The sequence below is a fragment of the Priestia endophytica DSM 13796 genome, from assembly GCF_900115845.1.
GTDB lineage: Bacteria > Bacillota > Bacilli > Bacillales > Bacillaceae_H > Bacillus_I > Bacillus_I endophytica.
Map to the genome: position 1 here is coordinate 1 of NZ_FOXX01000019.1, position 24,573 is coordinate 24,573.

The window sequence follows — 24,573 nt, forward strand, 5'->3', positions numbered from 1 at the left end:
AGAAACTTATAGGAACCTACGAACTGTAGGCGCCAGCCGTACAGAACGTGGTTATCTTAAGTTTTAGGGAAGAGTCAGATGCAACAGGGAGTTAGACAGCGTTTTTGGCTGTCTTACTCCTTGTTAGCAGACCCTTGGGGCTCCCCTAAAGAAGTTCTTTTAGTTGTTAGCTCTTTTTTTGTCAATTGTTATTCTTTAGTCTATCCTAGGTCCTTGGGCTTGTTCTCTCCTTATTGCTTCCTTTATTGAAGAGAATACTGCTCCAATAAGAAAAAGCATTCCTACACAAACAGCATATATCATGGAGTGATCCACTGTATTTTTAAGTCCTAATCCAGCTATAATGCATGAGTTAAAAAGCATAATAAACAATACTGTATAGTTCATCTTCACATTCATAATTTTACACACCTACTCTTTTCCAATATTATACTATTAACAACGTGTATTTTAAATTTCATCTCAAAACAACATAGTTTATGACATTTAGTTATGATGGGCTACAAGCCCATCATAACTAAATTTTCAATAGATTCTTGGCGTCAGCCGAGAATCTTCCTCTTTTTTTATGCTGCTACAGCAGCATAGAGCAGGCTCGATGCCTGCTTGTTCAATCAAAGAAATTCGACTGTAAGGAGATATTTCTTCCTTGCGTAACAGATTCTTTTCAAAAAACCTTATTCCCTTGCGTCCTATCCAGTACCACAAGAGGGGGCATGTTCGATTTATCCCTTGACGAAGTCGGGGGATAAATCAGGACATGTCGGATAAATCCGTTGGATTTATCTGAGCCGGCTTCCCAAAAGGGGAGGGACTAGGTCCCTCCCCTTTTGGTTTCTGTGGTTACTTCTTCTTCTTGTCCTGCTGAATCTTCTTCTGGGTCTCCTTGCTGACCTTAATCTTCATGTTCGAGCCGATGTCGTTGGGCTCCGGCTTGCCGTCCTTCTTACCCATGTGGGGTTCCTTTCCTTCTTGTCCCGGGGGCTTTCCCCTGCTGACATGAACTACTCTAGCAGACTCACTCCGCCTGTCAAAGCCTAGATGGTGTGACCTGTCTCACATCACACAGGCTTGCACTCTAGCTAACTCCCCTCTAGTATGGAGTTGTTCGCAAGGGAAGAAAACGGAGAAGCAAGGAGTTTCAATGAAGTGTGAGATGTGCAAGACGAATGACGCCCTTATTTTCTGTTGTGGTGTTAGGTGGTGCGCCACGTGTGGCCACGCCCACGCACAAACTCACTAATCATCTGAATCCAGGTAGCAGAATAGAAAGGAAATACATTGAAGTTTCCTGAGTGGTATCCTATCGCCCTAATCATCATATCGTCATTCTCTGCCCTATCGGCAACTATAGGAGGAACAGTTTGGGCAATTGTTCAAATGCGTTTCCATTTTCAAAAAAGAAACCTGGAACTTCGGAAGTTGATTGCTGAAACAAGGAAATCTGAGTTGGAAGCCAAAAGAGCAGAAATTGAGGTCATCAATTCTGGCACAAATTTGCGTCGGGGACTATATGACATTGAGCGAAGCAAAATGAATCTGTTGGAAATGCAAAATAAATTGTCTGATCGTTGGGACATTCCAGCAGGCGCGATTCGTTCAGAAATTTTTCTAGACCATCCAGCAAATGATGTAAAAGCACTCACCAAAAAACTACTAGACTCTTAAGAGCAAAAAACGCAAACAATAGGGTGACACCTTATTGTTTGCGTTTTTCTTTTTTAGAGTTACACCCACCTTACAGTAAGTGTAAGTGTCAAGAGAGGGAACGTAAAAAATGTCCATGCTTTTCGGACATTTTTTCGCGTGTACGACCTTGACACGTCAACTACCCAAACGCTTTTAGTTGTTCCCCGGACTCCGTCCGGGGACCTGCCTAGTGGCGAGCGTGCTTTTATCTTTGACCTTTTGCGTACGAAACAGCAACTTTACAACAGCCCCACATGTTCGATTTATCCCTCAACGCAGTTGGGGGATAAATCAGGACATGTCAGATAAATCGGGATATAACTATATCCCGATTTATCTCCACCCTGAGCCAACAAAAAATTAATTAAGCAATTGCTAACTCCCAATTTCCTCTAGAACTAGATTGGAAATTGTCATGGATTTGAAGAGTCTGTCTTACTTTTTCTTTCCAGTGTTGATTCTTCTTTGCTTTTTTACTGTCCTGGACTATAGAGTAAATATCCTTTAATTGAGCATGACCGCCTAAATGCTCTAGTGCTCCCTGGATTAAGTCTCTCCATGTCATGTTGTCGAAATTTTTCAAGTTAAACTCTTTAGTATGGGTTAGTTTAACAGGAACATTCCATATGTGATTCTTTCTAAAAATTAGCAAGTGCTCATGATTAATTGGGACGAATGTTCCTCCGTAATTCTTTCTCCCACTAATCGTATTATGTTGTTCTTTCAACATATGAACCTCTAAATCTCCTATCCAAGCCATATCCTTAATAATGGAATAGTACTTCCCTTTCTTCCTTAAATCCCCGACAAGAAAGGCGTGTCGTCCTCCATTAACCAGGGATTGATAAATCTTGCTATTTACCTGGTCCAATTTTTTGATAAACTCCTCATAGCTTATGGGATTGGATAGGTCATCTTTATGAATTCGATTATTAACTTTTGAATATTGAATGATGTCCCAATAAGGAGGATGACTAAAAACAAAATCGCTTCCTGTAGGTATCTCATCCACCAAAGCATTCCAGCCCTCATTTAAATCTAGATGAACGCTATTTTTATATCCTAAGTCCTTAGCTACGTCCCTTCCTGTTCCCGAACCAGAGAAGACTTCTACAAACTTTCTCGGTTGAAAGAGTTCTAGTAAGTCTTTAATAATGTGACCACTACAATTACCTCTATAACTGGCTTTCCCCCACTTGCCACGTTGTTTATAAGATAGGATTGTCTGTTGCATAAAAGTCCCTCCGTTACTGTAATATCTTATCGCCCTTTGTATCTAATCAAACATTCTATTTTAGGCTTCTTCAATTTTATCCATTGTATAATCAATGCCTGCTAACCTTTCAAAGAGCTCCTCGTAATCAGCAGTCTCCATTTCATACATATGTCTGTACATTTCTTCTTCCGTTTCATAATCATTATAGTCCCACTGATTCATTAAAAATTCCCTCGCGCCTAATACGGTGGTTTCCCAACAATCACTAGAATCTTGAATATCCTCGACCAACACTTTTACATCATTATCTAATATGGAGGGTTCATCTAATTCAAAAACATCTAAGGTCAAATTAATTTGCCTATCTGTGTTGTATGCAAAAACTAAATCTTCGATGAACTTAATATCAGGTTCACCTGTAAAGTCACCAGCAATGATATGAACTTCATCTCCTTCATACTGAATGCGCTTATATTTTTTATCTAGTTCTGGCATTATAATTTCCCATTTAACCTCTAGTGCTTCAGGTATGTCATATCCAATAAAAACAGCTTGCATAGACCTTTTTCCTCCTAAGTTTTACAGATAAGGGAACGCTAGTTGTAATCAGCAACCAACGACTCCCCTCTTACTTGTGCTTGTGATTTTAAATGTTACTATTTAATCCTTTAATAGTTATCTCTTGTAAATGTATAAGCATATACTTCATTGAACCTAGCTGAATAATCAAGTTGTAAATAAACCCACTCACTGGAGGGAGATTGAGTTGCCTCTTGGATAATATAAGTAATGCTATAACTAATCTCTGTTATGTTTATCCTGTATGGTCGCATGTTTTTTCTCTCTTCTTCAGAGAATTCTAATATAAATTTCTCTTCCAATAGCTTTTCAGCGTGTTTTCTTTTCTCTAAATCCTTAATCATTCAAAACACCTCCCTTTATACCAATTGGACACCATTTTTAACGTGTTTTTCCTTTCTTTAGATTTTGCTTCTTTGTTTTCCGAAGCGCTTTGTGTCCCTTAAAAGGGATGATTTTTCCCTTTTTGCAAGAAGAACGAAAAAACCCTCATAGACTAGTTGTCATAAGGCGATCTTAAAAAAAGTTTTTTGATGTTGCGCAGCGCTTTTAATCACAAAACTTTTTGGCCGTTGACAACTAGGCTAGGCATCTTAGGTTTCAGCTGGAAAGGTTCGGGTGTCCTAACAGCTGAAACCTTAGTTGCCTTGGGGCGTTTTAAGATTCGGAAGGCAAAAAGGAAAAATCACTGAAACAATAGCAGACATTAGTCTGCTTTCCTCTTTAGCGCTTTTATCTTTTGAACTTAGGGTTTTCGGAGTGATCGGCCCGTAAAGAAACTTATAGGAACCTACGAACTGTAGGCGCCAGCCGTACAGAACGTGGTTATCTTAAGTTTTAGGGAAGAGTCAGATGCAACAGGGAGTTAGGCAGCGTTCTTGGCTGTCTTACTCCTTGTTAGCAGACCCTTGGGGCTCCCCCATATAAGCTTTTAAAACTCACTAATTTTGCAATTATGTACGAAATTCATTAGGAAACACTTCTTAATAATAGTGATCTATACGAATTTTTCTATTCTGCTTATAAACAAGAGGCGTATGCAAAGACTCTTGATGGGCTTCTCTAATTTCTGTTTGAAGCTCTTCATCAACTGAATCTAACAAATCATAAAGATCAAAATCACATTTATGAATATGCTCTCGTAATGTAGAAAGCTTTTCCTCTAGCATTTTAAATTTCTCTAAAGCCGATTTCTGTTTAGAAAGACGCTTTGTAACGAGATCCGTAGCCTGTTCAGTCTTAATTTTTCGTTTTACACGCACTTCCATTTCTTTAAAACCTAGAATCTTAGCAGCTTCATAGAGACTATACCCTCCTATAAGCTCATACTGCACCCCTGAGTCTGTTTTAGAGGGCATAACAAGCATTTCCCCTTTAAATACTCCTTTGTCCTTGTACAGCTCCAATTGTTGGTCAATACGTCTTTGCTGAAATTGAAGAGCAACATCAGAAAATTCTCTGCTATTCTCTATATCTTCTAAATTCATAACCTGTTTAGGAAACAAAGGATAATCACGATCTAGAGGCACACTTTTATACTTAGGTTTAGATTGTTCTGTAGTTGAAGACATAATGGTTCCCCCTTCATAGTTTAAGTGCACACAAAACGTAGACGTTTTGTATGAATGCTAAAGCATTTTACTATTTAATAGACCTCTGGTTCACGTCTGAACTCTCTAAATAGCATTCCTAGAGCCATTTCTTCTTTATCGGATAATCCTATTACATTTTTAGTCATAAACTTAGTTAGCTCCGCAACCATACCTGTAGCGTTATTATTTACTCTTAATACTCTATCTTCTTCTCTTTTCTGTTCCATGAGAACGTTATAAACACGTTGCTTGATTTTCCCGCAAATACAACCTGCAAAATTGAAGTTGAGTTCTTTTCCTGATACGGATACTTTTCCTTGGTAGTATTTATATACCTTAATTGCATCTGTAATACTCATTGAAATAACTTCTAAATATTGAGTTGGATTTAAATTATACTTTTTAAATGTATTTTTAATAGATTGCCAAACTTTAAGTAGCTCACTTGTACCTAAAACTTTTAATCGTGCAACAAGTTCAGTTGGAACACCTGCATTTTCTGCATAGATCTCTGTTTGCTCATAGTATTCTTTGAATTCTATGTCTTGATCATTTTTCTCTGTTTCTTTATTAATTTCTTGAACGACATCACTATTAGGCGATTCTTTATATACTATAAGGTCTTTTTTCTTTAAGTTAACTTCGTTAACTCTGTTAGGGGATTTTTCCGGTTCTTCAACCTTACTCTCACAAGAGATTTCGGATTCTTGCTCTGTAAAATCCAGTGTAAAATCCTTTGTAAAACGTTCTGTGTATAGAGGAGAAATCTCTAGTTCATATGCTTGCTTCATTTTAAAATGTTCTACGACTTTAAGGTAATTAGGATGATGTACAAGGACGTAAACACAAGGTGCGTTTCTTCCTTGCCTTCTGTGGTGAAGTCTATGAACAATTTGAAGTTCCACAAGTAAGTTAATAGCTTTTTGTAGTGTAGGACGACTTACTTCTAGATTAGAAGCCATAGTCGTTTGCTTCATCTGACTAAATCCTTCTTGTGCAAACCAAGAGATTAATTTACGTACACAACGATATTGTGTGGAGCTGTTAAGATGTTCGGAGAGTGAAACACCTTCAGTTTCATAAATTTCTTCTTCAATTACTTTGAGGGTACTATCTACTAGTTTAGTTAGTTCTTTACCTTTAAAGTGTTTAATAGATGATTTTAACTCACTCTTAGTTCTACTGAGTAAAAAATTCTTAATTTTCTGCACGAAAATAGCCTCCTATTTTCCCAGCAAAATCCACTAAAGAAAAAGGAAGCTTATGTCTTCACATATTCATTCTAACGTGATATACTTTGGTTAGAAATTTTTAAATATGTAAACAAGAGTCCTTAGATCTCTTTGGGAGTTTCATTTGATAAGTCGCCAAACTTGTAAAATCAAATGAAACTGTTGTGGATCTGGGGCTTTTTTTTATTGTTTTTTATTGTAAAATACTTACAGAAATCTCTTAATATGTCTTTTTTGTATATTATATATATATTTGTATGTTTTTATTTTTCTGCCATATGTATCTATTTTCAACAATTATTGATAAGATGCTGCAATTTTGGAAACTCTAAATCTATTATAGGTTAGACACAAACGATTTACAATAGGTGGTAAAGAATTAAAAAAAAACAGTAAAAAACCCTCAAAAAATACCATGACTTTTAACCTACATAATACAGGGATAATATAACTATTTTTACAAATTGGCTGGTTTTTTCCATAATTATGTTGAATTGTTTTGGTTATTGAACTACAATATAAATATAAACCAATAAGGGAGGTATTACTCTTGAATCCTTTCGAGAAGATTGCTGATTTTTTAACCAACGATGTAGTTGCAGGTCTCCTGAAAATTGCTACTCCAATTGCTATTATTGCTTTAATCATTTGTTGTTTTGGAGCTTGGATTGCAGGGGATGAATCTGCAAAAGCAAGATTCAAAGGTGGAATCTGGTTTACAGGAATTGTAGCTATTTTCTGCTTCCTTGCACCATCTATTATTAAGTGGCTTAATCAAACTTTTTAATAGAAAAAAAGGGAGGGAATTAATATGGAAAACAAACGTTTTTTGATCCCTCGGCACATAAGCAAAGAAATCCATGTATGGCGCTTCATTACTCTTAAAGAAGCGCTTCTTCTTGGATCTGGGGGAGGAATTGGATGGCTAATTTACTATTTTTTCTTACCATCCAATGTAGATATACAAATTAAGGTTTTTGTTGTAGTTTTACCAGCAGCCCTTATGGGACTCCTTGTTTTTGTTAAGCCAATAAAGGTACGAAAAAACGTAAGACTATTTCATTTTATTAAATGGAAGGTTGATTACAATAAACGACAAAAAACTTTTTTCTATAAAAAGAAGCAGTTTTAATAAGAGGGGGTAAGGTGGATGTTCGGTAAAAAGAAGGAAAAGCAAGAAACATCCGAACAAACGGTTCAGGAACTTATACCGATTAGAAATATTTATAATGAAATGGTTGAGACGAAGGATAATAGATTAATTAAAATTTTAACTGTTACATCGGTGAATATTTCTCTTATGTCTCGTCTAGAACAACAAGAAGTTTTAGAAAATTATGAATCTTTTCTTAAAACAATTGATAAACCTATCCAGGTTAGTAGGGTTTCTACTCCAGTTAACCTGGAAGAATATATTGAAAATCTTCAAAATGACTTGGATAAAATACAAAATCCTTACAAGAAGATTATGCAGAAGAGTTACATCTGGTACGCAAACAATATCCAGGAAGACAGGGATATGATTAGAAGGAATCGCTATATTGTACTTGATGAATCATTTAATGGTGAGAAATCAAAACAAGAAGCGATACGGAAGTTAGCAATGAGATGTGATGATTATAAACTTAGAATTGAGGAAATGTTACAGACTCCTAAGCTTCAAGCTAGAGAGCTAACAAATAAAGAACTAGAAAATTATTTCCATATGTTCTATGACTATCAAAATGCTCAAATCACTAATATAGAAAATGAATCAGCTACTCCTTATGTAATTGGAAGACGTAATTTATTAGATACAGTTGAACGCTTAAAAGCTAACAACGATTACTACGTGAGATAGGAGGAAATGGTGTGTTTAAACTATTCTCTGGAAAAAAGAAAAACGAGGAAGTGTCACTTGAGAATCTGGTGGAGAATAATAGTAACTTTTTAGACATCTTATCCCCAGATAGTATTGAAGAAAATGACAACTATATGAGATTAGGGAGTAACTATGTACGAACATTAGCTGTTGCTCACTTTTCAAATGAAGTTTATATCGGATTTTTAGATAAGTTGCATAATCTCGGAGCTAACGTATCTGTTGTTCATCATATAGAGCCTATGAGTTCGGACGCTATGATTAAGGCATTAGATAAAGCTGTTACGGAATATAAAAGTCAGCTACATGATGCACGTATTAAGACTTCTGAACAAAGAACAATTGAAAATAACATTAAAGATGCCACTATTTTATTAGAGAACTTAACAAGTTCTGATTCTGAAATCTTTAATGAGCATATGTTTGTTCATGTTCAGGCTAGCTCTTTACAAGAACTTAATCGAGTAACACAAAGTGTACAAAATGCAGTTAACAAATCCCTCAAGTTATTTGCTCCTACTTATCGTATGCGTGATGCATTTGAAAGCTGTTTACCTCTAAATCAGAATAAACTCAAAGAGCTCACGTATCGTAATTTTGATGCTGAGGCTCTATCCTCCCTATTCCCTTTTGATGAAAGTGAATTATTACATGATAAAGGCATTATAAAGGGGAGGAATATGAAAACGAAGAACCTTGTTATGGTTGACCATGATGCTTTAATTAATAGACATGAATATGTATGTGGTCCGTCTGGAAGTGGAAAATCTACTTATCTATGGGGAGATATGATGCGTAGATGGGGTCAAGGCGTAAAGATAAGAGTTATCGATCCCAAAGGTGAATTCGGGAAGAAATTTAAACGCCTAGATGGTGAATGGGTTAAAATTTCACCAACAAATGATAAAGTGATTAACCCATTTGAAATCACAAGCACCACAATTTTGAGGGATGAAGCAGGAAATCCTATTGAATCTTCCCTGTTGCATAGAAAAATATCAAATTTGAAAACGATGTTTACTCTTATGTACCATAACTTAAAGGAAAACCAAGTATCTATGTCCCTTTTAGAGAAAGCTATTATCAAGACTTATAATGATAAAGGTATTAACTGGGATACAGACTTTTCAAATTTCACTTCAAAAGATTATCCAGTAATGCAAGATTTGTACGAAACAATAGCAGAATTAATGAAACAAGATGAATTTAAACAATTGAATGACTTATATCAGGTTCTCTATCAATATGTAGAAGGTTCATATTCAAAAGCTATGAATGGGCCTACAAATGTAGATTTATCAAAAGACCTTATTGCCTTTGATTTATGGGACTTAAAAGATGATGCGGAGTTACAAAAAGTAGCCATGTACAACATTTTGACATTCTTAGAAGAAGATGCTGTAAGGGATATGGATGTTGTGCAAGTGTATGTTGATGAAGCACATATCTTAGCTGACAGACGAAATCCATTAGCGATGAAATTCTTAGCAAATATGTATAAGCTTATCCGGAGTTTTAACGGAGGTGTTACTTCTGCTACACAGCAAGTTCGAGACTTTCTATCTGCTACAGATGGTCAAAGAAACTATGGTGAAGCCGTAATTTTAAACTCTGTTTCTAAACTCTATCTACCAATGTCACAAAAAGAGTTTGATATTATCGTTGATCAAACTTCCCAAAGCTTTTCTGAAGAAGAAGAAAGAATCCTTGTAATGAAAAATGCGGACAGAAATGAAAGTGCCGGAAAAGGTGTGTATACGGTAGGTTCTACAAAAATTTCCCTGCAAGTTGAATTGCATCCTGCTGAATTGCAATTATGGGATTATGAACGTTTTGAAACAGAATATCGACACGTTAGAAATAATGACGACATTCTAATCCCTACTAGAAGATCTGAAGTTGTAGAAGAAAAACCAATTGAGTTAGTTAAGGTGAAGTAGATTATGGCTGTTATATCAACTAAAGTAGCCATAATGGCTGCTAGAGAGTGGAAATGGCTTGTTGGTGGTATTCTAGCTTTTATAGCATTTATAGTAATAGCTATTATGGGGATAGGAAGCAGTACGGAGGAACCAAAAACGGTTCCTCAATATGGTTCGCAACAGCTTTCTGAGGCTGTATTAGCCTACCAGGAACCTATTCAGAATGAGTTGGCTAAATACGGTCTAGAAGATATGACTCCTGTACTTTTAGCTATATTACAACAAGAATCAGGTGGTTACTTAAGTCGGGACATCTTCCAAGCTTCAGAAAGTTTAGGTTTACCACCTAATTCAATTACAGATCCTATGTATTCTATCCAAGTAGGTGTAAAATACTTTTCCAATGTGTATAAGCAAGGAACGGCCAAAGGCGTTGACGTTCAGACTATTATCCAGTCTTATAACATGGGAGGAGGATATATAAATTTCGTAGCTTCTCATGGTGGAACGCATTCAGAGGAATTGGCTAAACAATTTTCATCTATGCAAATGTCTAAGAATCCAGGCATGTATACATGTGGAGGAGATACAAGTAACTTTAGATACCCTTATTGTTATGGTGATTTCACTTATGCTACAAAGGTTTTTGCCTATGTTTCTGCTCCTGGTGGCACCGAAGGTGGTGCAGTAGCTACAGGATCTGCACTAGGCCAGGACAAATACGAAACCATCTACAATGAAGTATTAAAATATGAAGGTTACCCTTATGCTTGGGGGGGCACTACACCTGCTACAAGCTTTGACTGTAGTGGTTTAACAAAATGGGCATATGCCAAAATAGGAATTAACATTCCAAGAACAGCTCAACTACAATACAATGCCTCACAGCGAATACAGAAAAGTGATTTAAAACCTGGAGATTTAATCTTTTTCAAAACAGCAAGTTACAGCGCTGTTACCCATGTAGGGATCTATGTTGGAGATAACCGAATGTATGATTCTAATAATGGTGGTATAGGTTTTTCAGAACTAAACAACTACTGGGCGCCTAAAATTGTAGGTTATGGCCGTTTTAGTTAATTTAGTATAAAGGTGTGAAATTATGAATTGGTCAAAAATTTTACCTTATGTCCTTTTAGTTGCTGTTATTGTTTTTGGGGGTTATCAATTTAAACAACACCAGGAAGTAAAGGCAGATTATCAGGCTTTAGACAGCAAATATGATGCTTTGAAACATAACAGCAAACAAGAAGTACAAGAAGATGCTACAAAGTTTATAAAGGCATTTTATAACTATAAAGATAGACCGAAGCGTGAGAATATAGAGGGTTTAGCAACAAAAGAAGTGCAGGATACCCTTTTTCAAACATATGAAGCTCTAGATAAAGAGTTTGAGAGACCGAAGAAAATTGATTACAGCAGTGAAGCAAAAGATATTACGATCTATCATGCTAGAGATGAATATGAGAGTAAAGCGAAGGTATTGGCTACTCTGACTTCTGAGATAACAATAAACAAGAAAAAAACTCACTCTAATATAATTGCAGAACTTAACCTTAAGTTGCAGGATGGTCAATGGATTGTGACTGGATATAAAACTTTGGAAGACGTTTCGGAATTTCAAGGAAGTTAGAGGAGGATAAAAATGAAAAGATTTTTAGAGCTTCCTAAATCTAAAGGGAAAAAGAGAGTAACTTTTCTTCTAATGTTTATGCTTGTTTTCTCTTTTAGCTTTAATGTTGCTACAAACACTACGTATGCAGAAGAAGAAACAGAAATTGAAGAGGTAGACTTAGATTGTGGGAATTTTGATTTTACTTGTAAGATTCGAGAATTTATGTTGGACTTAGCGCAAAGTGGAATTAACTTTGCTATAGACCGACTAAACGACTTTATTGTTACACCAGGAGAAGTGTTGTTTAATGATGCTATATCTTCATTTTATAATCAAGCATACAGTTTCTTCTATGTATTACTAGGAGTTATATTTCTTTATAAGTTAATAGAAATGTTAGCCTTAGCTGATCCAGAGAGTCGGAATGCAATAAGGGAGAAGTTAGTAGTTCTGGTGTTCACAGTTGCTTTCGCATCTAGTTTTAAATGGATATTTGAAAAGCTTTTAACTCTTAATAACTACTTTGTTAAAGCAATTACTCAAGGCGGAAAAGTAAACTTTAATGACTTCAAAATGAGTTATACAGAAGACTTTATGGCTGGTGGAGCAAATACAGCTCTAAGTGTTACATTAGTAGCTATTCTTCTTCTAGTAATGCTAATTCTGTATTTAGTACTTGTATTCCAAATGGCTATTAGGTTTGCAGAATTGGGTTTTGCTATAGCAATTGCTCCTATTTGTATCGCTACCAACTTAACTGACAATTTTAACCTTTTACCTTCTTTTTGGCGAAACTTATTAAGTATCATATTTACCCAGGCGGTTCAGTACATGCTTATAATATTTATGATTACATTCTTTACTGAATCTAGTATCTATTCACCAAAAGGTATTATCTACGCAATAGGATATATGTTCTTAGTAATTAAAGCACCACAAGTTATTAAAGAAATGCTTTATTCTTCAGGTAGTGGAAGAGCAGCAGCAGGAATGGCGTCTAACGCTGGTAGTGCAATGGTTAGAGAAGTGATCAGAAGAAAAAGCAAAGTAGGCTAGGCGAAAGGATGGTGCGAAAATGTTACTTTCTCTTTTTGTCTTAATCATAGTAATACTTATTGGTATCTCATATTTAACTAGGGGCCAACCAGAACTTAGAAAGAATGCTTTCGAAAGTTTAAAATCTACTCCCAAAAAGTTTATTTCAAACTGTAAAATAGTAATTGGTAAATTTAAAAATAAAGAATTTTAGGGAGGAAATAATGAAAAAGACGTTAGCAACAGCTTCATTAATCAGTATGTTACTTCTAAGTGCATGTGGAAGTAGTAATGCTTTATCAGGTAAATGGGAGTTAGATGAGGAAGAGTCCGGTACTTGGTGTGCAAAAGCATTTAGCTATGAGGAGAGCAACTATGATCGTACTACAGTAAGAGATACAACTACTAGTGGTACTTACGAAGAAACAGAAAACGGCGATTATAAATTTACTGACGATGACGGAAAGACAACGAGATATGAAATTAGTCAAGAAGACAATGTAATGACTATGGTCGATAAAGAAGACGAGAGAACATGCAAATATGTTCCTGCTAGTTAAATATAGACAAACGAAAAGAAGGCTCTAAGCCTTCTTTTTAGTTTACCTTGAGGTAGTTTTCTTTCTTGCAGGAAATTCAAGTGTTAATGAACCTTGCTTTTTATCCCTAAAGATAATATAAGCATCAAATGTTGAATTCTTCCCCTTTAATCCTTTAATAAGCCCCGTCTTCCCCTTCTCTAGTAACTTCTTGGCATTTGTCTCACTAATCTTTTTACCTAGATATTCATTAGAAAAAATAAACTTACATCCTTCTTTGTAACCTGAGCAACCATAGAATTTTTTACGAGCTAGCACTGCTTTTCCGCATGATGGACATTTTCCGATTTGACCCTCTTGTTGTATTTGTTGAACCATATCATCAAATTTCCATTCATAAGAAGATTTAATTGCCTGTTCAACGAGTTTTTGAGAAAGCTTTTTAGAGCTATCAATAAAAGCTTTTGCCGGCTTCTCCCCCTCTCCAATCTTCTGTAAGTACATTTCCCACTTTGCTGTTAGCTCCGCACTTGAAAGAATAGTATTAGAAACAGCTTTAACAAGCATTTTTCCTTTAAATGTAGTCTCTACAATGTTCTTTTTAACGATAATATACTTTCTCGCTTTTAGTCCTTCTATAATTCCACTTCTAGTAGCTTCTGTACCTAATGAGCCATATTTATTCAAGTCTTTAGAATCTAATTCTTCACTGTCTTGCCCTACCCTTCCAGCTGTCTTCATTAAAGTGATCAGTTGGCCTTCAGAGTAAGGTTTAGGAGCTTTAGTGATTCCTTCTTTTAAAAGTAAGTCTATTAAGCTAACGTTTTGATTTTCTTCTACTTTTGGCAACTGTTGATTGTCCTCTTTATCGTCTTGATTGTGATCATCCTGCCAAACAACTTTCCATCCATTGTCAAGAATCTGCTTACCAGTAGATTTAAATTCGTGCTCCTCTATTTTAGTTATAAGAGTTGTTTGATTATATACATGATCATTGTAATGAGCAGCGATTACGCTACGAGCAATTTCATCGTAAACAAGCTGTTCTTCTTTTGATAACTTAGATAAATCAGGTACCTTTTCTGTGACGATTAAAGCATAGTGATCACCAACTTTACTGTCATCTACAAAGTGTTTATCATCCGTAATCTGTTCATGGTTTTTGCTCATGATCAGTTTTTTATAAGGTTCTAGAGTAGAAAGATTTTCAAGAATTTCTGGAAGTTGACGAGCTTCATCAATTGGTAAAAATTGGTATTCCGTCCTAGGATACGAGCACAGAGATTGGTCGTATAGACTTTGCACCGTCCTTAGCACATCACTTGGTGATATTTTGTACTTCCTATTAATCTTAGCTTGTAGAGAAGAAAGGTTGTGCAATTTAGGTGGTCTGTTTTTTTGAGTTTTAGTTTCAACTTTAGAAATATAAGGGTGTCCTTGTTTTAGTTGATTAACAAGCTCTTGTGCCTTATTTTTATCTTTAAAACGGTTTTGATTGTCATTTTGTAACTTTCCATTGTACTTCTGCTCATGAGCAGAAAATGAACCTTGGATCTCCCAATACCTCTCTGGCTTGAAATTGTTTATCTCTTCTTCTCTCTGGTGGATAAGGCATAGTAAAGGGGTTTGGCATCTTCCAGTGGAGAAAACCTCCTTAACGCCTTTCTTCTGCATTAAAAGAGTGTAAGCCCTGCTAGTATTCATACCAATTAACCAATCGGAATAAGCCCTTGCTTGAGCTTCCTGAAAAAGACTCGTATAGTCTCTTGCATCTTTCAAGTTATCAAAAGCTTTTCTTACTGCATTTGGGGTCATAGAAGAACACCAGAAACGTTTTAAAGGCTTCTTGCTGCATCCACTAAGGAGTATTAATGTTCTGGCGATAGCCTCTCCTTCTCGCCCAGGATCAGTACTTATAATGATTTCATCACTATCTTGAAGGTGCTTCTTTACACTCTTAAAATGTGAAGCTTTATCCTTACTAATCACATATTGAAAATTATCTGGAATCATTGGTAATGTATCAAGAGTCCAGGTTTTCCATTCTTCCTTGTATTTTTCTGGAGGGGCCAATTCAGCTAAGTGTCCAATTGCCCATACAATCTTTGCCCCTTTAGGAAACGTACTACAAGGTTTGATTTCTATATAATCTTTATGTTTTACATAGTCATAACATTGCCCGTATGTTAGGGCTTGTTTCGGCTTTTCACATAATATCGTAGGGTACATTTTATCTCTCCTTTTACACATTTATATAATATATTATAACATAAATGAATATAAAATAAGGGATATATGTTAAAAAGCACACTATGAAAGTGCGCTTTTTTCATCTTATTTTTGTTGTTGAGCTTTTGATATTAAGACATCCCAATCATGAGGTAGTACAACAGAAAATTTAGTAATAGACTCATTAACTTCTTTTCGTAAAGAAGAAGAGTGAGAGAACATATTGAATGTTAGTTTACTCCCTTTTAATCGACTAGGACTAATAGAAATAGTTCTAATTGTTCTTTCATTATTATCAATAGATATATGATGTCCTTCTGTTGTATGGACATTAAAAGAATCAGAAGTGATTTCTAAATCATCTAAATTCGTATGATAGATTTTAGTGTCTGGGCGTCTATAAAGTTCTATCTTACAATCTTTAGCGCCTTGAGAAATTATATATCTTAGGATATAGGTTTGGATAATAGGTTGAACTTTTATCTCCCTTTCTTTACTTAACTTCTTTAAAGCTGTTATCCATTGCTCTTCCATAAGGTAACTTTTAAGTTTTTTTAACATGTTTATCTTTCACTCCCCCTCAATAGTTCTTGTATCTTTTTTATAACATAGCATGAAAGTTCTGTTCATGATCAGCTTATTAACCATGATCAGTAGTCTTACTTATAGAATATTCATTTATAAACTTTCTAGAAAATTTATAAATGAACTCTATTCTTTATATAGAAACACTATATATTTTCTGTATTTTACCATTCCTAAATTTGTAATTAATCGTTACTATATATTTTCTATAAATAAATTACTTAATTTGTTTTTTCTACTTATTTTCTAAAATTAATAATGGCTTTAAAAACCTAACATTGATTGAAACAAACTTAGTTAAATCATATAAGGAATCAATAAAAAAGGCGAAATTTTAACTTCACCCTACTCTTCCTATTACAACAATATCCCACAATACAAGAAAAACATATATGCATAACAATACAATTCCGAGACACGTGAGGATTATAGTCACTGGTCTTTTGCCAAAAATCATGAATAAACTGTAAGCGACAATCAATGTTATTACGCATATCTCATCTAACCATGTCCAGTCAATAGGAGCAATTCTATTGAGCGCTGTAAGTGCTCCTATACAAGCAAGTATCATAAATAACTTTTCTAGAGGCTTGTATTCTTTTTCTTCTTCGGGATTACTTTCATTTACTTTTATCATGATCAACTGACCACCTTTTATAACTTAATAGAACTATGTCTAGATTTTCTTGATTACATTTATACTATACTTCCTTATTTATATTATAACACAAAATGTTAATAATTAATATATAATAACTTTGATGATTAAAATAAGATAGTTATGCTCATGATCAGCTCACTCTAATGGAATATAATTAATCGTTACTAAACGTATTTCTATAAAAGTCTACTTATGTATATTTATTCCTGATTGTTTAGAAAAAGTGATAAAATTATAATTGAGTTTCATAGCAACAGACCATTTAGAAGGAGGAATTTAGTTGGCTTTTGATTATCCCAATTTAAAAGAGTATAGTCTAGACATTGATGAATTACGTAATTATATTTATAAACATTTCCACTTAGACTTTGAATATTTCGACCAGTGGATAGATGGTTGGATGAAAGTTTTAAAAAGTTGTGAAAAAGACACTGATAAGCAAGTAAACAGTCTAAAGGAAAACGGGTTTCCTATGTTTGAAGTTTTTTTGCAAGAGATGCATTTTGGAGGAGTTACATTTAAATTCAACTTCATCATAGATGGCGCTAAAGACTATGTGAAAACTACCCAGCCTAAGCCTAAAAAAATGAAAGCTAGTCAGTTTTCTAAAGATATTAAGTGGAGTAGAATGCAAGATGATCCCAAAAGTGAACTCAATAATCCAATCCTTCTTGCAACATTCCCTGTAGAAAACTATATGTCTGTTGTAATTGATGGAAACCACCGTCTTACAAAACTTCTCGAAAAAGGAGAAAGAGAAGTAGATTATATTCATATTAATCCTATGGATATCATTAATCATAATATTTTATTATTTACCATTGATAAGGCTATGTATGCTTTTATCATTGAAGCTAAAGTTTTTCAACAACATTTAGAAAAAGGTACACCTCATAAAGATTTGATTGAGTCTTCCAATATTAATAACGGTTTCAAGGAATTTAACATTGATTGAACTAAATTTTATTAATTCATATTAAGAATCAATAAAAAGGGTGAAGTTAAAACTTCACCCTACTATACTTCAGTATAAAGATAGTCCTTAAAATAACTTGAAAAGTGGTTGGATTATTTGGTTGGGATCACTATATTAACTCTTGAGTTTTTCAATCTGTTGTACAATCTCTGTTAAAGCCTCTTCTCCGCCTAATGAAACTAATGAATGTATGTCTGCTGTTATTCTTTCTTGTAGATACATAACCTCTGGATCTTCAGACTCCAGTTTATTTACCATCTGGTTTATTATATCTCTTACTATTTTTACTCGTGTAAGAGTACGATTATGAGCCTGGCTAATGTTATGTCCAATTTCATCTATACGTTCTACCACCTTTTTATCTAAATGTAGTGGTACAGTTTTTACATCCTCTGGATTAGGTGAATGATGTAAGATAAATGAATCATCCGGTTGTTTATATTCGTTCATGATAAACTCTTCAATAGATATGTTTATAAACTCTCCCTTTAAAAGAAAAGACAAACGCTCATATTGTTTAGTATCAAGACGGAACGATGTATGAACAATTTCTCGCTCGTTCATAGGCTTTGAATTGATAGCATTAATAATATGCGTCATAACATCCTTTGTGGTTATCATATTCCCTCGTGAGCAGTTCTCATGAACAATTTTTTCTAGTTTGTTTCTTTCTCCTTTAGTTAAACGTACAGGATAAAAGATAGTATTTACTTCTTCGTTAATCTTCTCAATCTGTTCATCTATTTTCATATTTTTTAAGTAATCACGAATCTTTTTAGAACGATGTCTGATTGGTACGTGACCATGAAACTTATCAATACTAACTGCATTCACAGAAAGAGCCATTAATTCTCTTTGCATCTTTGCACTCTCCAAAATATATTTTTAATTAATTATAACTTACATGATTAAAACATTCAATATTGCTCACGTAATCAGTTCATGAGCAAATAAGTGCTCATGAGCAAATCATTAGTAAGCAGTATTTAAAGGGTTATTCTATCCAATAGAGAATTATTAAAACAGTAAGCTAATATGTATCGGGGAGGGCTAGATACTTGAAAGAAGAAAAACGCTTTTCGGTTCCACAAATTGCAAGTGAGCTTGGAGTTCCTGGTTCTACTGTTAGACGATACTTAGCACAGTTTAGTGATTTTCTCGAAATCAAGAAGATTAAAAATAAGAATTTTGTTAATTCGTCCTCTTTAGAAGTGCTCAAAGAAATACGTGATCTTTTCGCAGACAAGAAAAATGTTGAGCAAGTTAGAGAAAAACTAGCAAGTCATAGAGCTTCTTTTATTGATGTTGAAGAGGAGGATATAGAATTTAATCCCCATGAACAAACTCCTGCTCATCTTACTTTAGAAGAGACTGAAAATAGAATTGCAGAAAAAGTATATGGAAAAGTAGAAGTTCTAATTAAAGAGCAATTTGAGAACATGAAGAACGACAATAACATTGAGGAATTAAAGAGTTATCTAAAACAAAGAGATGAAGAAATGGTAAAGGTGATGAAGCAACTACAAGAGCGTGAGCAGACTCGTGAACAACAAATGTTAGAAGTAGCTGCAACAAGTGAGGAGAGTAAGCCAACCAAGAGATGGTGGCAAATTTGGAAATTCCCTAAATAGTTTATTTTAATAGGACCTTATTTCTAATAGAACATGATTCAAAATGATAAGTTTGTGTTATAGCTATAGTGTATAAGTGAATTACCTAAATATATATAAAGATGATGAAATTACTCATGAGCAGTTCATGAGCTATCTCATCATCTTTAGTATTGAGTTACAATAATAAAGTCATTTAACTTTGGACTTTACTTTATAAACGAAGATTCTTTCTTAAAATTCATGTATTCTTGGTCGATGAAATCTCCTGGTATTTCTTTTTCCTTTATAAAGTTTAGCATTGAAATAATACGATTTTTAATCTTCTTATTTTTTATTTCCTGTCTCTCTTTATCATTACAAGCACTGCAATTCAAAATAGAGTCGTCTATTTCGTAATTTTCCATTTGAACATACATGAAGCTGATATTTAAATGTTTTGCAATGCAGGTTCGATGTTGGCCATTTGAAAATACAAAATGCCCGCAATCCCTCGGATGCATTTTAATAGAGTAATCCAAATCATCTTGAAAATTTGGGTCTTCAAAGTAATTAACATCAAGCAAATCTTTTGCTAGATTACGGCAAAACATAACCTTTCCATCATGAAAAATATCGTCTTCCTCTTCCTTTATACGTTCCGCGTCTTCCTCACTTAAATATAGAGAACATACACCTTTTCTTAATTCATAACAGTCCGATATACCGAAATTTAAAGAAAGTTGACATTTAGTTGGATTAATTTGTTTTAAATCATAGCTCACTTTCTCTTTCCCCCTACTTATTTATGTTTTTCCCATCACTAAAACTTAGTTTTGAAGAAGACCATTATCTAGAGATAAAAAAGGCAAGCTAAAGCTTGCTATAGATTTAAAGCAAAGTTTGATTAAGAATAAACATATTCGTTTAACGTATTTTTGAATAAGTTTATTAATTCATCTGAATAATTGAAATTGACATCAATACCTTTTTCTTGCTGCTTTTTACTATCTTCAAGAAGTATTAAAAATAATTCTTCTTCATATTTCTTACTATCATTAGAATAATCATTCTGGGCTAACTCGCATTCTAACTTCCACATAAAGTATCCCCATTCATTATCATCTGATATAATTTTAGATTTCTTATTAAAAGCTACAAGCTCACCTTTATAAAAACGATGAATAACATTTTTTTGTTCAATGCTAAATTCCATATTCTCTTCACCTTCCTAATAGGATTTAAAATTGAATTCCCATTGCATCAAATAAATATTTAAGGGAGTGATAAAAAAGATACACGGAAACTACGTACATAGAGCAATGCGTTGCTATTGTTGTCCCTTTTTTAAAGCCGTATTTAGCAATAAAAATGATAAAGAATAATATAACTGTTCCTATAACAATTTGAAGCATGTACTGAAACTCCTGGAAGAACACAAGGAGTAAGAAAACAGTCAATAAGATAACAATTAAGACGTTTTTTAGCGACACTTTTATATATTCACCTCTAACCATTGAAGGATAGTACTTATATCAATCTATTTCTTGTCATTCTTGTCTATATATTGAGTAAGGTGCTCTCTTAATACCTTATAACCGAATGCTTCTTCATACTGATCTAAAGCCCTATCTAAACGTTTCTTCGCTACTAATTTTCTTGCATCAGCATGAGAGAGTTTATTAATTAGTTGATTGACTACATCACGCATAAGGGCCGTCCTATTTACACCTTTGATTTCTTCTTTACTATTACTCTTTATTTCATCAACATATTTATCAAGCTTCTCAATCGCTTCAGAATCTATGCTTACACGCATTTGTTCCGCTTCCAATGGTTTATCCAATGCTTCTCCTGTATGATCATTTGGCTTATATTCTTGCAGGATAAAACGCTCGATAGTAGCATTTCGATCTTTTAAAGTGACAACTTCACTTAGAACATCCTTTGTACCTTTTTCAAAATAAAAGTTTAAATGCCTAACTTCTCTGTCTGCTGGATAGACAGATTCACCATTATCTGTAGTCAACTTTTCAATGAGTTGATTAAGTGCATGACGCATAAGTGAGGATCTATTTGCTACATAACCACTAGAACGAACTTGTTTAACCAGTTCGTTTACACGTTCATCAGCATATTCATTAAAATGGAATTTCTCCGGTTTTAATCCTTGCTTATCACCTTTGTTGATAATACTTAAGTCTTCAGGTAATTCATATTCATTTAATATATAATTGCGTAGCACTTTAGATTGCAATGTGGGGTCTACAAGGGATTTAAACTTCTTTACTTGATTCGGACTTACTGAAAAAGATACTTGCTTCATACTTACACTCCTACGTATAAAATTTTTCATTTTCCATTTTATATTCATTTCTTGTCACTTTCTCTTTACACATCATCATAGCATTAACCGCTAATTTTAGGTGCTGCTTATTTAGATTTGCAATGAGATCCACTGGAGAAACGTCTTCTTTTTTAGTTAAGATATGAATAGCTAATTTAGCTAATAAATTTGTTTCTACACACTTATCGAACTCTCGAACCTCATAGACCTTACCTTCAAAATAAGGCTTAATTAAAGCTTCTAACTTTGTATTTCCAGCCATTAAAAAGGCTACCGCTAAATAATGACTATTAAACCTTCTTTCTTCGTTCATTTCACTTCTAATCTTAGAGAACTTCACTTCATGCTCTACATTCAAAAATAAGGATTTCATATGATTACCTCCAAATTTAAATTAAACGTATATATTATATAAATTCCGCTATCCAGAAGATTAAATTTATACTAGTTAGACACTATATTTAATAAAATTGAAGCTCCGGGGATCAACCGGAGCAAAAGTAACATCTAATACTCAAGCACAAGAGTATTATATTATCATTATATCTTATTACAACGTTATTTAAAAGATACTGAAGATTTTGTTTGGACCTTTTCTTTTCTCTCCTTACGAATAACCATTGGTCCTTTTTTATCTTTTAACATATTACTTTGATAAGTAGCTAAAGCTTTTTCTGTAATTCTATTCGGAACATATCCCAGGCGCTGCCGAATGATATTTTCTACAACAAACATCTTTCTAGTTACATTTTCATATTCTTGAATGGATTCTTGTTCAGAATCTTTAAAGTCATCTTCTCCTGTTTCCTCTCCCACCTTACGGAAGGTATTAAACAGACCATACATACTACTTCTTTCCTTTCTGAGACAAGACAATAAATAGAGAAGTTCAAATGTCGAAAGGATCATCAACTCTGGAGTTGTTTTATGTGTATAAGCATCTAATACAAATTCTGTGACCTTGCGTACTGGTAAACGTCCCCCATCTTTTTGAACAATTTCAGCAGCTACATTCATTACACAGAATTCACAATAGTATTGTTTTTCATTTATTCTTTCTAAATTGCTCCCGCAATATGGACATGTGCACGTTGACATTTGAACCTCTCCCCTACATTTATTTCTTCTTCAGAAAATAACGAACTACCATTAAACCTAAAGCTATTACAATTAATATATCTAAAATCGTTTGAAGTACGGAGCCAAAAGGATATGTTCTTATACATATATAAATCGCCACGAAGAGAATAAAGAACCATTTTCCATCTAGCTTCATAATTTTTAAGAAGTGTTATATACTAAGAATAGGAAGAAAAGACAAGATGTCTTTTCTCCCCAAGCTCATTTTCGTTTGTTACGCTTCTTTCGCTGGCTAGGCTGGATGCGTTTGAACCTACGATTTTGAGCTTTTTTCTTAGACCGGATGCCTTGGATGTCTAACCATGTCTTGATGATTGTGAGAATCGAAGCGACAATGCCGAGGGCGGTTAGTATGATTCTCAATTCGGTCTCCACTTCTTATTTCCACCTCCTTTCTATACTATTATTATACCAGTTAGACACTATTTAATCAAGCTGAAATTACTTTTTTATCAATATTTTTCCTGATTTTTTTAGAAAGCATAGCAATCACATGCTTCTGTAAATCATACACTAATGTAATCAATGTGTCGTCCAATTTATAAGCCATTTTATAACGATTTTCACTTACTGCTGACTCTAAAAATTCAATTCGTTTAAAGGTTGATCTATCGTACATCATTACTAATTCTTGTGTTAGCTTCTGGATCACTTGAGATAATTCAAAGTCTTGATTTCCGCTCAATTTTACATTTTCATTATTAATCATGTTCATTCCTATTCCTTCTTTCCTCTTATATTTTAGAGCTGAACCATACAATGAAGACTATCAATGGGTAAAACATAGTGATAATCACAAAATACATATAGCTTGTATCTTATAAAATCTTTCCTTATCTAAGAACATATTAGCTGAACTTACCACAACTATGAACGCCATAAGGGATATGGACCAATACACTAATAATTCCATATTATAAAACCTTTTCCTCTTCTTCCTTAAACATACCGCCAAGGAAAATATAGCATAGGAGATATAACCCGAATAGTATCAGAAGAGCAATGTGATCTACATTAAGTATATAAAATACCACTCCGACTAAGACCATTAAAAGTAACCGCCCAGAATTCCTTCCGTATGTCCAATCACAAAGCGCCAAAAAGATTGTTCCTACTAAATAAGCTGTAAAAAGAAGATGCTGTACTATGCCTAAAAGTTCATAATGTAATGATTCAATATCATGAACTCCCTTATATTCGCTTAATAGATAAAATAAAATAGGACAAAAAATGCAGAACCATAAGAACATAATAATACTTTGCATTTTATTCTTCCTCCTCTAATTGGTTTCAGATGTAAGTCAATAAACTTAATTTTATACTATTTAGACACTATTTTATAAATGAATTAATAAAGTCCTTTTTCCACCAGATACTTTTTGATTTTACTAACACGTTGTGGCATTATTCCTAATTCTCTAGCTATCTCTACCTGTTTCTTTTTTAGTTTTAGACCACATAATACTTGACCAGCAAAACGATCCGCTCTCTTTGTTTCCAAATATTCTTGATCATCAAGAATTTCAAGAGCTTTACCCGTTTTATTTTCCATTCTAAGGTATATGTCCATACCTCGAATAAATGGTTCATGACCTGTTTTCTCTTCCACCATTTGAAATATGGCCTCTAAATCTTGTTGAAGCTTCTCTAAAGTAGTATATCCTTCAACCTTATATCTCATTATTATTCTCCTTCCTTTTTACAACAGTTAGACACTTTTACTATAAGCATCTAACTGCTGTAACTTGTCCCTTGTATAACTATAT

At 34.1% G+C, this 24,573-nt stretch carries 30 protein-coding genes; 11 read left to right on the top strand and 19 right to left on the bottom strand.

All coding sequences use genetic code 11. The annotated features are described in order from the left end of the window. Nucleotides 1–195: 195 nt before the first annotated feature. On the bottom strand, nt 196–399 hold the full coding sequence (locus tag BM012_RS22550) for a hypothetical protein (protein WP_061802905.1): 204 nt from the start codon (nt 397–399) through the stop codon (nt 196–198). A gap of 882 nt (nt 400–1,281) precedes the next feature. On the opposite strand from BM012_RS22550, the gene BM012_RS22555 reads away from it, so the two are divergent. Then, nucleotides 1,282–1,668: a hypothetical protein gene (locus tag BM012_RS22555; protein WP_074842909.1), complete on the top strand. Its 387-nt coding sequence runs from the start codon at nt 1,282–1,284 to the stop codon at nt 1,666–1,668. A gap of 385 nt (nt 1,669–2,053) precedes the next feature. Here the strand turns inward: BM012_RS22555 and BM012_RS22560 are convergent, their stop codons facing one another. The 5 genes from BM012_RS22560 to BM012_RS22580 all read right to left on the bottom strand — a co-directional run bounded on the left by BM012_RS22560 (nt 2,054) and on the right by BM012_RS22580 (nt 6,287). Beyond that, nucleotides 2,054–2,923 (bottom strand): hypothetical protein, encoded by an 870-nt coding sequence (locus tag BM012_RS22560; RefSeq protein WP_061802903.1) that lies wholly within the window; start codon nt 2,921–2,923, stop codon nt 2,054–2,056. A gap of 60 nt (nt 2,924–2,983) precedes the next feature. Continuing rightward, on the bottom strand, nt 2,984–3,463 hold the full coding sequence (locus BM012_RS22565) for a hypothetical protein (RefSeq protein WP_061802902.1): 480 nt from the start codon (nt 3,461–3,463) through the stop codon (nt 2,984–2,986). Nucleotides 3,464–3,573: 110 nt separating this feature from the next. Continuing rightward, nucleotides 3,574–3,828: a hypothetical protein gene (locus BM012_RS22570; protein WP_061802901.1), complete on the bottom strand. Its 255-nt coding sequence runs from the start codon at nt 3,826–3,828 to the stop codon at nt 3,574–3,576. Between the two features lie 639 nt (nt 3,829–4,467). Next, nucleotides 4,468–5,055 carry a hypothetical protein gene (locus BM012_RS22575; protein WP_061802900.1) on the bottom strand — a complete coding sequence of 196 codons (588 nt, stop codon included), beginning with the start codon at nt 5,053–5,055 and terminating at the stop codon, nt 4,468–4,470. A gap of 74 nt (nt 5,056–5,129) precedes the next feature. Then, nucleotides 5,130–6,287, bottom strand: coding sequence for a hypothetical protein (locus BM012_RS22580; protein ID WP_061802899.1), 1,158 nt, complete (start codon nt 6,285–6,287; stop codon nt 5,130–5,132). 571 nt (nt 6,288–6,858) lie between these two features. Between BM012_RS22580 and BM012_RS22585 the strand changes: the two genes are divergently transcribed. The 8 genes from BM012_RS22585 (at nt 6,859) to BM012_RS22620 (ending at nt 13,301) form a co-directional block, all read left to right on the top strand. Further along, nucleotides 6,859–7,095, top strand: coding sequence for a hypothetical protein (locus BM012_RS22585; RefSeq protein WP_061802898.1), 237 nt, complete (start codon nt 6,859–6,861; stop codon nt 7,093–7,095). Between the two features lie 24 nt (nt 7,096–7,119). Beyond that, nucleotides 7,120–7,440 carry a hypothetical protein gene (locus tag BM012_RS22590; RefSeq protein WP_061802897.1) on the top strand — a complete coding sequence of 107 codons (321 nt, stop codon included), beginning with the start codon at nt 7,120–7,122 and terminating at the stop codon, nt 7,438–7,440. 18 nt (nt 7,441–7,458) lie between these two features. Next, entirely contained in the window at nt 7,459–8,148 is a 690-nt protein-coding gene (locus BM012_RS22595; RefSeq protein ID WP_061802896.1) for a TraC-like domain-containing protein, read from the top strand. Between the two features lie 11 nt (nt 8,149–8,159). Continuing rightward, nucleotides 8,160–10,109: a VirB4 family type IV secretion system protein gene (locus BM012_RS22600; protein ID WP_064504948.1), complete on the top strand. Its 1,950-nt coding sequence runs from the start codon at nt 8,160–8,162 to the stop codon at nt 10,107–10,109. Nucleotides 10,110–10,112: 3 nt separating this feature from the next. Further along, nucleotides 10,113–11,171 (top strand): bifunctional lytic transglycosylase/C40 family peptidase, encoded by a 1,059-nt coding sequence (locus tag BM012_RS22605; protein WP_061802895.1) that lies wholly within the window; start codon nt 10,113–10,115, stop codon nt 11,169–11,171. A gap of 22 nt (nt 11,172–11,193) precedes the next feature. Next, nucleotides 11,194–11,724 (top strand): hypothetical protein, encoded by a 531-nt coding sequence (locus tag BM012_RS22610; RefSeq protein WP_061802894.1) that lies wholly within the window; start codon nt 11,194–11,196, stop codon nt 11,722–11,724. A gap of 12 nt (nt 11,725–11,736) precedes the next feature. Then, nucleotides 11,737–12,762, top strand: coding sequence for a conjugal transfer protein TrbL family protein (locus BM012_RS22615; protein ID WP_061802893.1), 1,026 nt, complete (start codon nt 11,737–11,739; stop codon nt 12,760–12,762). Nucleotides 12,763–12,965: 203 nt separating this feature from the next. Next, the gene (locus BM012_RS22620) at nt 12,966–13,301 is read left to right on the top strand and encodes a hypothetical protein (protein ID WP_061802892.1); all 336 of its coding nucleotides are present in this window, start codon (nt 12,966–12,968) and stop codon (nt 13,299–13,301) included. A gap of 42 nt (nt 13,302–13,343) precedes the next feature. Here the strand turns inward: BM012_RS22620 and BM012_RS22625 are convergent, their stop codons facing one another. The 3 genes from BM012_RS22625 to BM012_RS22635 form a co-directional block, all read right to left on the bottom strand. Then, nucleotides 13,344–15,509, bottom strand: a complete 2,166-nt coding sequence (locus BM012_RS22625) for a type IA DNA topoisomerase (protein WP_061802891.1) — start codon at nt 15,507–15,509, stop codon at nt 13,344–13,346. A 105-nt stretch (nt 15,510–15,614) separates the two neighbouring features. Further along, on the bottom strand, nt 15,615–16,070 hold the full coding sequence (locus tag BM012_RS22630; protein ID WP_061802890.1) for a hypothetical protein: 456 nt from the start codon (nt 16,068–16,070) through the stop codon (nt 15,615–15,617). Between the two features lie 364 nt (nt 16,071–16,434). Further along, nucleotides 16,435–16,731: a hypothetical protein gene (locus BM012_RS22635; RefSeq protein WP_061802889.1), complete on the bottom strand. Its 297-nt coding sequence runs from the start codon at nt 16,729–16,731 to the stop codon at nt 16,435–16,437. 304 nt (nt 16,732–17,035) lie between these two features. On the opposite strand from BM012_RS22635, the gene BM012_RS22640 reads away from it, so the two are divergent. Continuing rightward, nucleotides 17,036–17,710: a hypothetical protein gene (locus BM012_RS22640; protein WP_061802888.1), complete on the top strand. Its 675-nt coding sequence runs from the start codon at nt 17,036–17,038 to the stop codon at nt 17,708–17,710. Between the two features lie 135 nt (nt 17,711–17,845). Here the strand turns inward: BM012_RS22640 and BM012_RS22645 are convergent, their stop codons facing one another. Next, nucleotides 17,846–18,592, bottom strand: coding sequence for a hypothetical protein (locus BM012_RS22645; protein WP_061802887.1), 747 nt, complete (start codon nt 18,590–18,592; stop codon nt 17,846–17,848). A gap of 197 nt (nt 18,593–18,789) precedes the next feature. Here BM012_RS22645 and BM012_RS22650 point away from each other — a divergent pair, with 197 nt between their 5' ends. Continuing rightward, a complete protein-coding gene (locus BM012_RS22650; protein ID WP_061802886.1) occupies nt 18,790–19,362 on the top strand; it encodes a MerR family transcriptional regulator in 573 nt (190 codons plus the stop codon). 188 nt (nt 19,363–19,550) lie between these two features. Here BM012_RS22650 and BM012_RS22655 read toward each other — a convergent pair whose 3' ends face one another. The 9 genes from BM012_RS22655 to BM012_RS22690 all read right to left on the bottom strand — a co-directional run bounded on the left by BM012_RS22655 (nt 19,551) and on the right by BM012_RS22690 (nt 24,488). After that, a complete protein-coding gene (locus BM012_RS22655; RefSeq protein ID WP_061802885.1) occupies nt 19,551–20,105 on the bottom strand; it encodes a hypothetical protein in 555 nt (184 codons plus the stop codon). 122 nt (nt 20,106–20,227) lie between these two features. Beyond that, nucleotides 20,228–20,536, bottom strand: a complete 309-nt coding sequence (locus BM012_RS22660; protein WP_061802884.1) for a hypothetical protein — start codon at nt 20,534–20,536, stop codon at nt 20,228–20,230. Between the two features lie 25 nt (nt 20,537–20,561). Continuing rightward, the gene (locus BM012_RS26590) at nt 20,562–20,735 is read right to left on the bottom strand and encodes a hypothetical protein (protein ID WP_161939281.1); all 174 of its coding nucleotides are present in this window, start codon (nt 20,733–20,735) and stop codon (nt 20,562–20,564) included. Nucleotides 20,736–20,860: 125 nt separating this feature from the next. Continuing rightward, nucleotides 20,861–21,646 (bottom strand): hypothetical protein, encoded by a 786-nt coding sequence (locus BM012_RS22665; protein ID WP_139210438.1) that lies wholly within the window; start codon nt 21,644–21,646, stop codon nt 20,861–20,863. A 10-nt stretch (nt 21,647–21,656) separates the two neighbouring features. Beyond that, on the bottom strand, nt 21,657–22,040 hold the full coding sequence (locus BM012_RS22670; RefSeq protein WP_061802882.1) for a hypothetical protein: 384 nt from the start codon (nt 22,038–22,040) through the stop codon (nt 21,657–21,659). A 185-nt stretch (nt 22,041–22,225) separates the two neighbouring features. Then, the gene (locus BM012_RS22675; RefSeq protein ID WP_061802881.1) at nt 22,226–22,765 is read right to left on the bottom strand and encodes a hypothetical protein; all 540 of its coding nucleotides are present in this window, start codon (nt 22,763–22,765) and stop codon (nt 22,226–22,228) included. Nucleotides 22,766–23,237: 472 nt separating this feature from the next. Further along, nucleotides 23,238–23,522 carry a hypothetical protein gene (locus tag BM012_RS22680; protein ID WP_061802880.1) on the bottom strand — a complete coding sequence of 95 codons (285 nt, stop codon included), beginning with the start codon at nt 23,520–23,522 and terminating at the stop codon, nt 23,238–23,240. A 199-nt stretch (nt 23,523–23,721) separates the two neighbouring features. Next, nucleotides 23,722–24,072 (bottom strand): hypothetical protein, encoded by a 351-nt coding sequence (locus BM012_RS22685; RefSeq protein WP_061802879.1) that lies wholly within the window; start codon nt 24,070–24,072, stop codon nt 23,722–23,724. 83 nt (nt 24,073–24,155) lie between these two features. Further along, nucleotides 24,156–24,488, bottom strand: a complete 333-nt coding sequence (locus BM012_RS22690; RefSeq protein WP_061802878.1) for a MarR family transcriptional regulator — start codon at nt 24,486–24,488, stop codon at nt 24,156–24,158. Between the last annotated feature and the right edge of the window lie 85 nt (nt 24,489–24,573).

What these genes read in the sequence shown, in the direction of transcription:
- BM012_RS22550 (WP_061802905.1), bottom strand. Translation starts at nt 399, where the DNA reads ATGAATGTGAAGATGAACTATACAGTATTGTTTATTATGCTTTTTAAC.
- BM012_RS22560 (WP_061802903.1), bottom strand. Translation starts at nt 2,923, where the DNA reads ATGCAACAGACAATCCTATCTTATAAACAACGTGGCAAGTGGGGGAAA.
- BM012_RS22565 (WP_061802902.1), bottom strand. Translation starts at nt 3,463, where the DNA reads ATGCAAGCTGTTTTTATTGGATATGACATACCTGAAGCACTAGAGGTT.
- BM012_RS22570 (WP_061802901.1), bottom strand. Translation starts at nt 3,828, where the DNA reads ATGATTAAGGATTTAGAGAAAAGAAAACACGCTGAAAAGCTATTGGAA.
- BM012_RS22575 (WP_061802900.1), bottom strand. Translation starts at nt 5,055, where the DNA reads ATGTCTTCAACTACAGAACAATCTAAACCTAAGTATAAAAGTGTGCCT.
- BM012_RS22590 (WP_061802897.1), top strand. Translation starts at nt 7,120, where the DNA reads ATGGAAAACAAACGTTTTTTGATCCCTCGGCACATAAGCAAAGAAATC.
- BM012_RS22595 (WP_061802896.1), top strand. Translation starts at nt 7,459, where the DNA reads ATGTTCGGTAAAAAGAAGGAAAAGCAAGAAACATCCGAACAAACGGTT.
- BM012_RS22605 (WP_061802895.1), top strand. Translation starts at nt 10,113, where the DNA reads ATGGCTGTTATATCAACTAAAGTAGCCATAATGGCTGCTAGAGAGTGG.
- BM012_RS22610 (WP_061802894.1), top strand. Translation starts at nt 11,194, where the DNA reads ATGAATTGGTCAAAAATTTTACCTTATGTCCTTTTAGTTGCTGTTATT.
- BM012_RS22615 (WP_061802893.1), top strand. Translation starts at nt 11,737, where the DNA reads ATGAAAAGATTTTTAGAGCTTCCTAAATCTAAAGGGAAAAAGAGAGTA.
- BM012_RS22620 (WP_061802892.1), top strand. Translation starts at nt 12,966, where the DNA reads ATGAAAAAGACGTTAGCAACAGCTTCATTAATCAGTATGTTACTTCTA.
- BM012_RS22625 (WP_061802891.1), bottom strand. Translation starts at nt 15,509, where the DNA reads ATGTACCCTACGATATTATGTGAAAAGCCGAAACAAGCCCTAACATAC.
- BM012_RS22630 (WP_061802890.1), bottom strand. Translation starts at nt 16,070, where the DNA reads ATGTTAAAAAAACTTAAAAGTTACCTTATGGAAGAGCAATGGATAACA.
- BM012_RS22635 (WP_061802889.1), bottom strand. Translation starts at nt 16,731, where the DNA reads ATGATAAAAGTAAATGAAAGTAATCCCGAAGAAGAAAAAGAATACAAG.
- BM012_RS22645 (WP_061802887.1), bottom strand. Translation starts at nt 18,592, where the DNA reads ATGCAAAGAGAATTAATGGCTCTTTCTGTGAATGCAGTTAGTATTGAT.
- BM012_RS22660 (WP_061802884.1), bottom strand. Translation starts at nt 20,536, where the DNA reads ATGGAATTTAGCATTGAACAAAAAAATGTTATTCATCGTTTTTATAAA.
- BM012_RS26590 (WP_161939281.1), bottom strand. Translation starts at nt 20,735, where the DNA reads ATGCTTCAAATTGTTATAGGAACAGTTATATTATTCTTTATCATTTTT.
- BM012_RS22665 (WP_139210438.1), bottom strand. Translation starts at nt 21,646, where the DNA reads ATGAAGCAAGTATCTTTTTCAGTAAGTCCGAATCAAGTAAAGAAGTTT.
- BM012_RS22670 (WP_061802882.1), bottom strand. Translation starts at nt 22,040, where the DNA reads ATGAAATCCTTATTTTTGAATGTAGAGCATGAAGTGAAGTTCTCTAAG.
- BM012_RS22675 (WP_061802881.1), bottom strand. Translation starts at nt 22,765, where the DNA reads ATGTCAACGTGCACATGTCCATATTGCGGGAGCAATTTAGAAAGAATA.
- BM012_RS22680 (WP_061802880.1), bottom strand. Translation starts at nt 23,522, where the DNA reads ATGAACATGATTAATAATGAAAATGTAAAATTGAGCGGAAATCAAGAC.
- BM012_RS22685 (WP_061802879.1), bottom strand. Translation starts at nt 24,072, where the DNA reads ATGCAAAGTATTATTATGTTCTTATGGTTCTGCATTTTTTGTCCTATT.
- BM012_RS22690 (WP_061802878.1), bottom strand. Translation starts at nt 24,488, where the DNA reads ATGAGATATAAGGTTGAAGGATATACTACTTTAGAGAAGCTTCAACAA.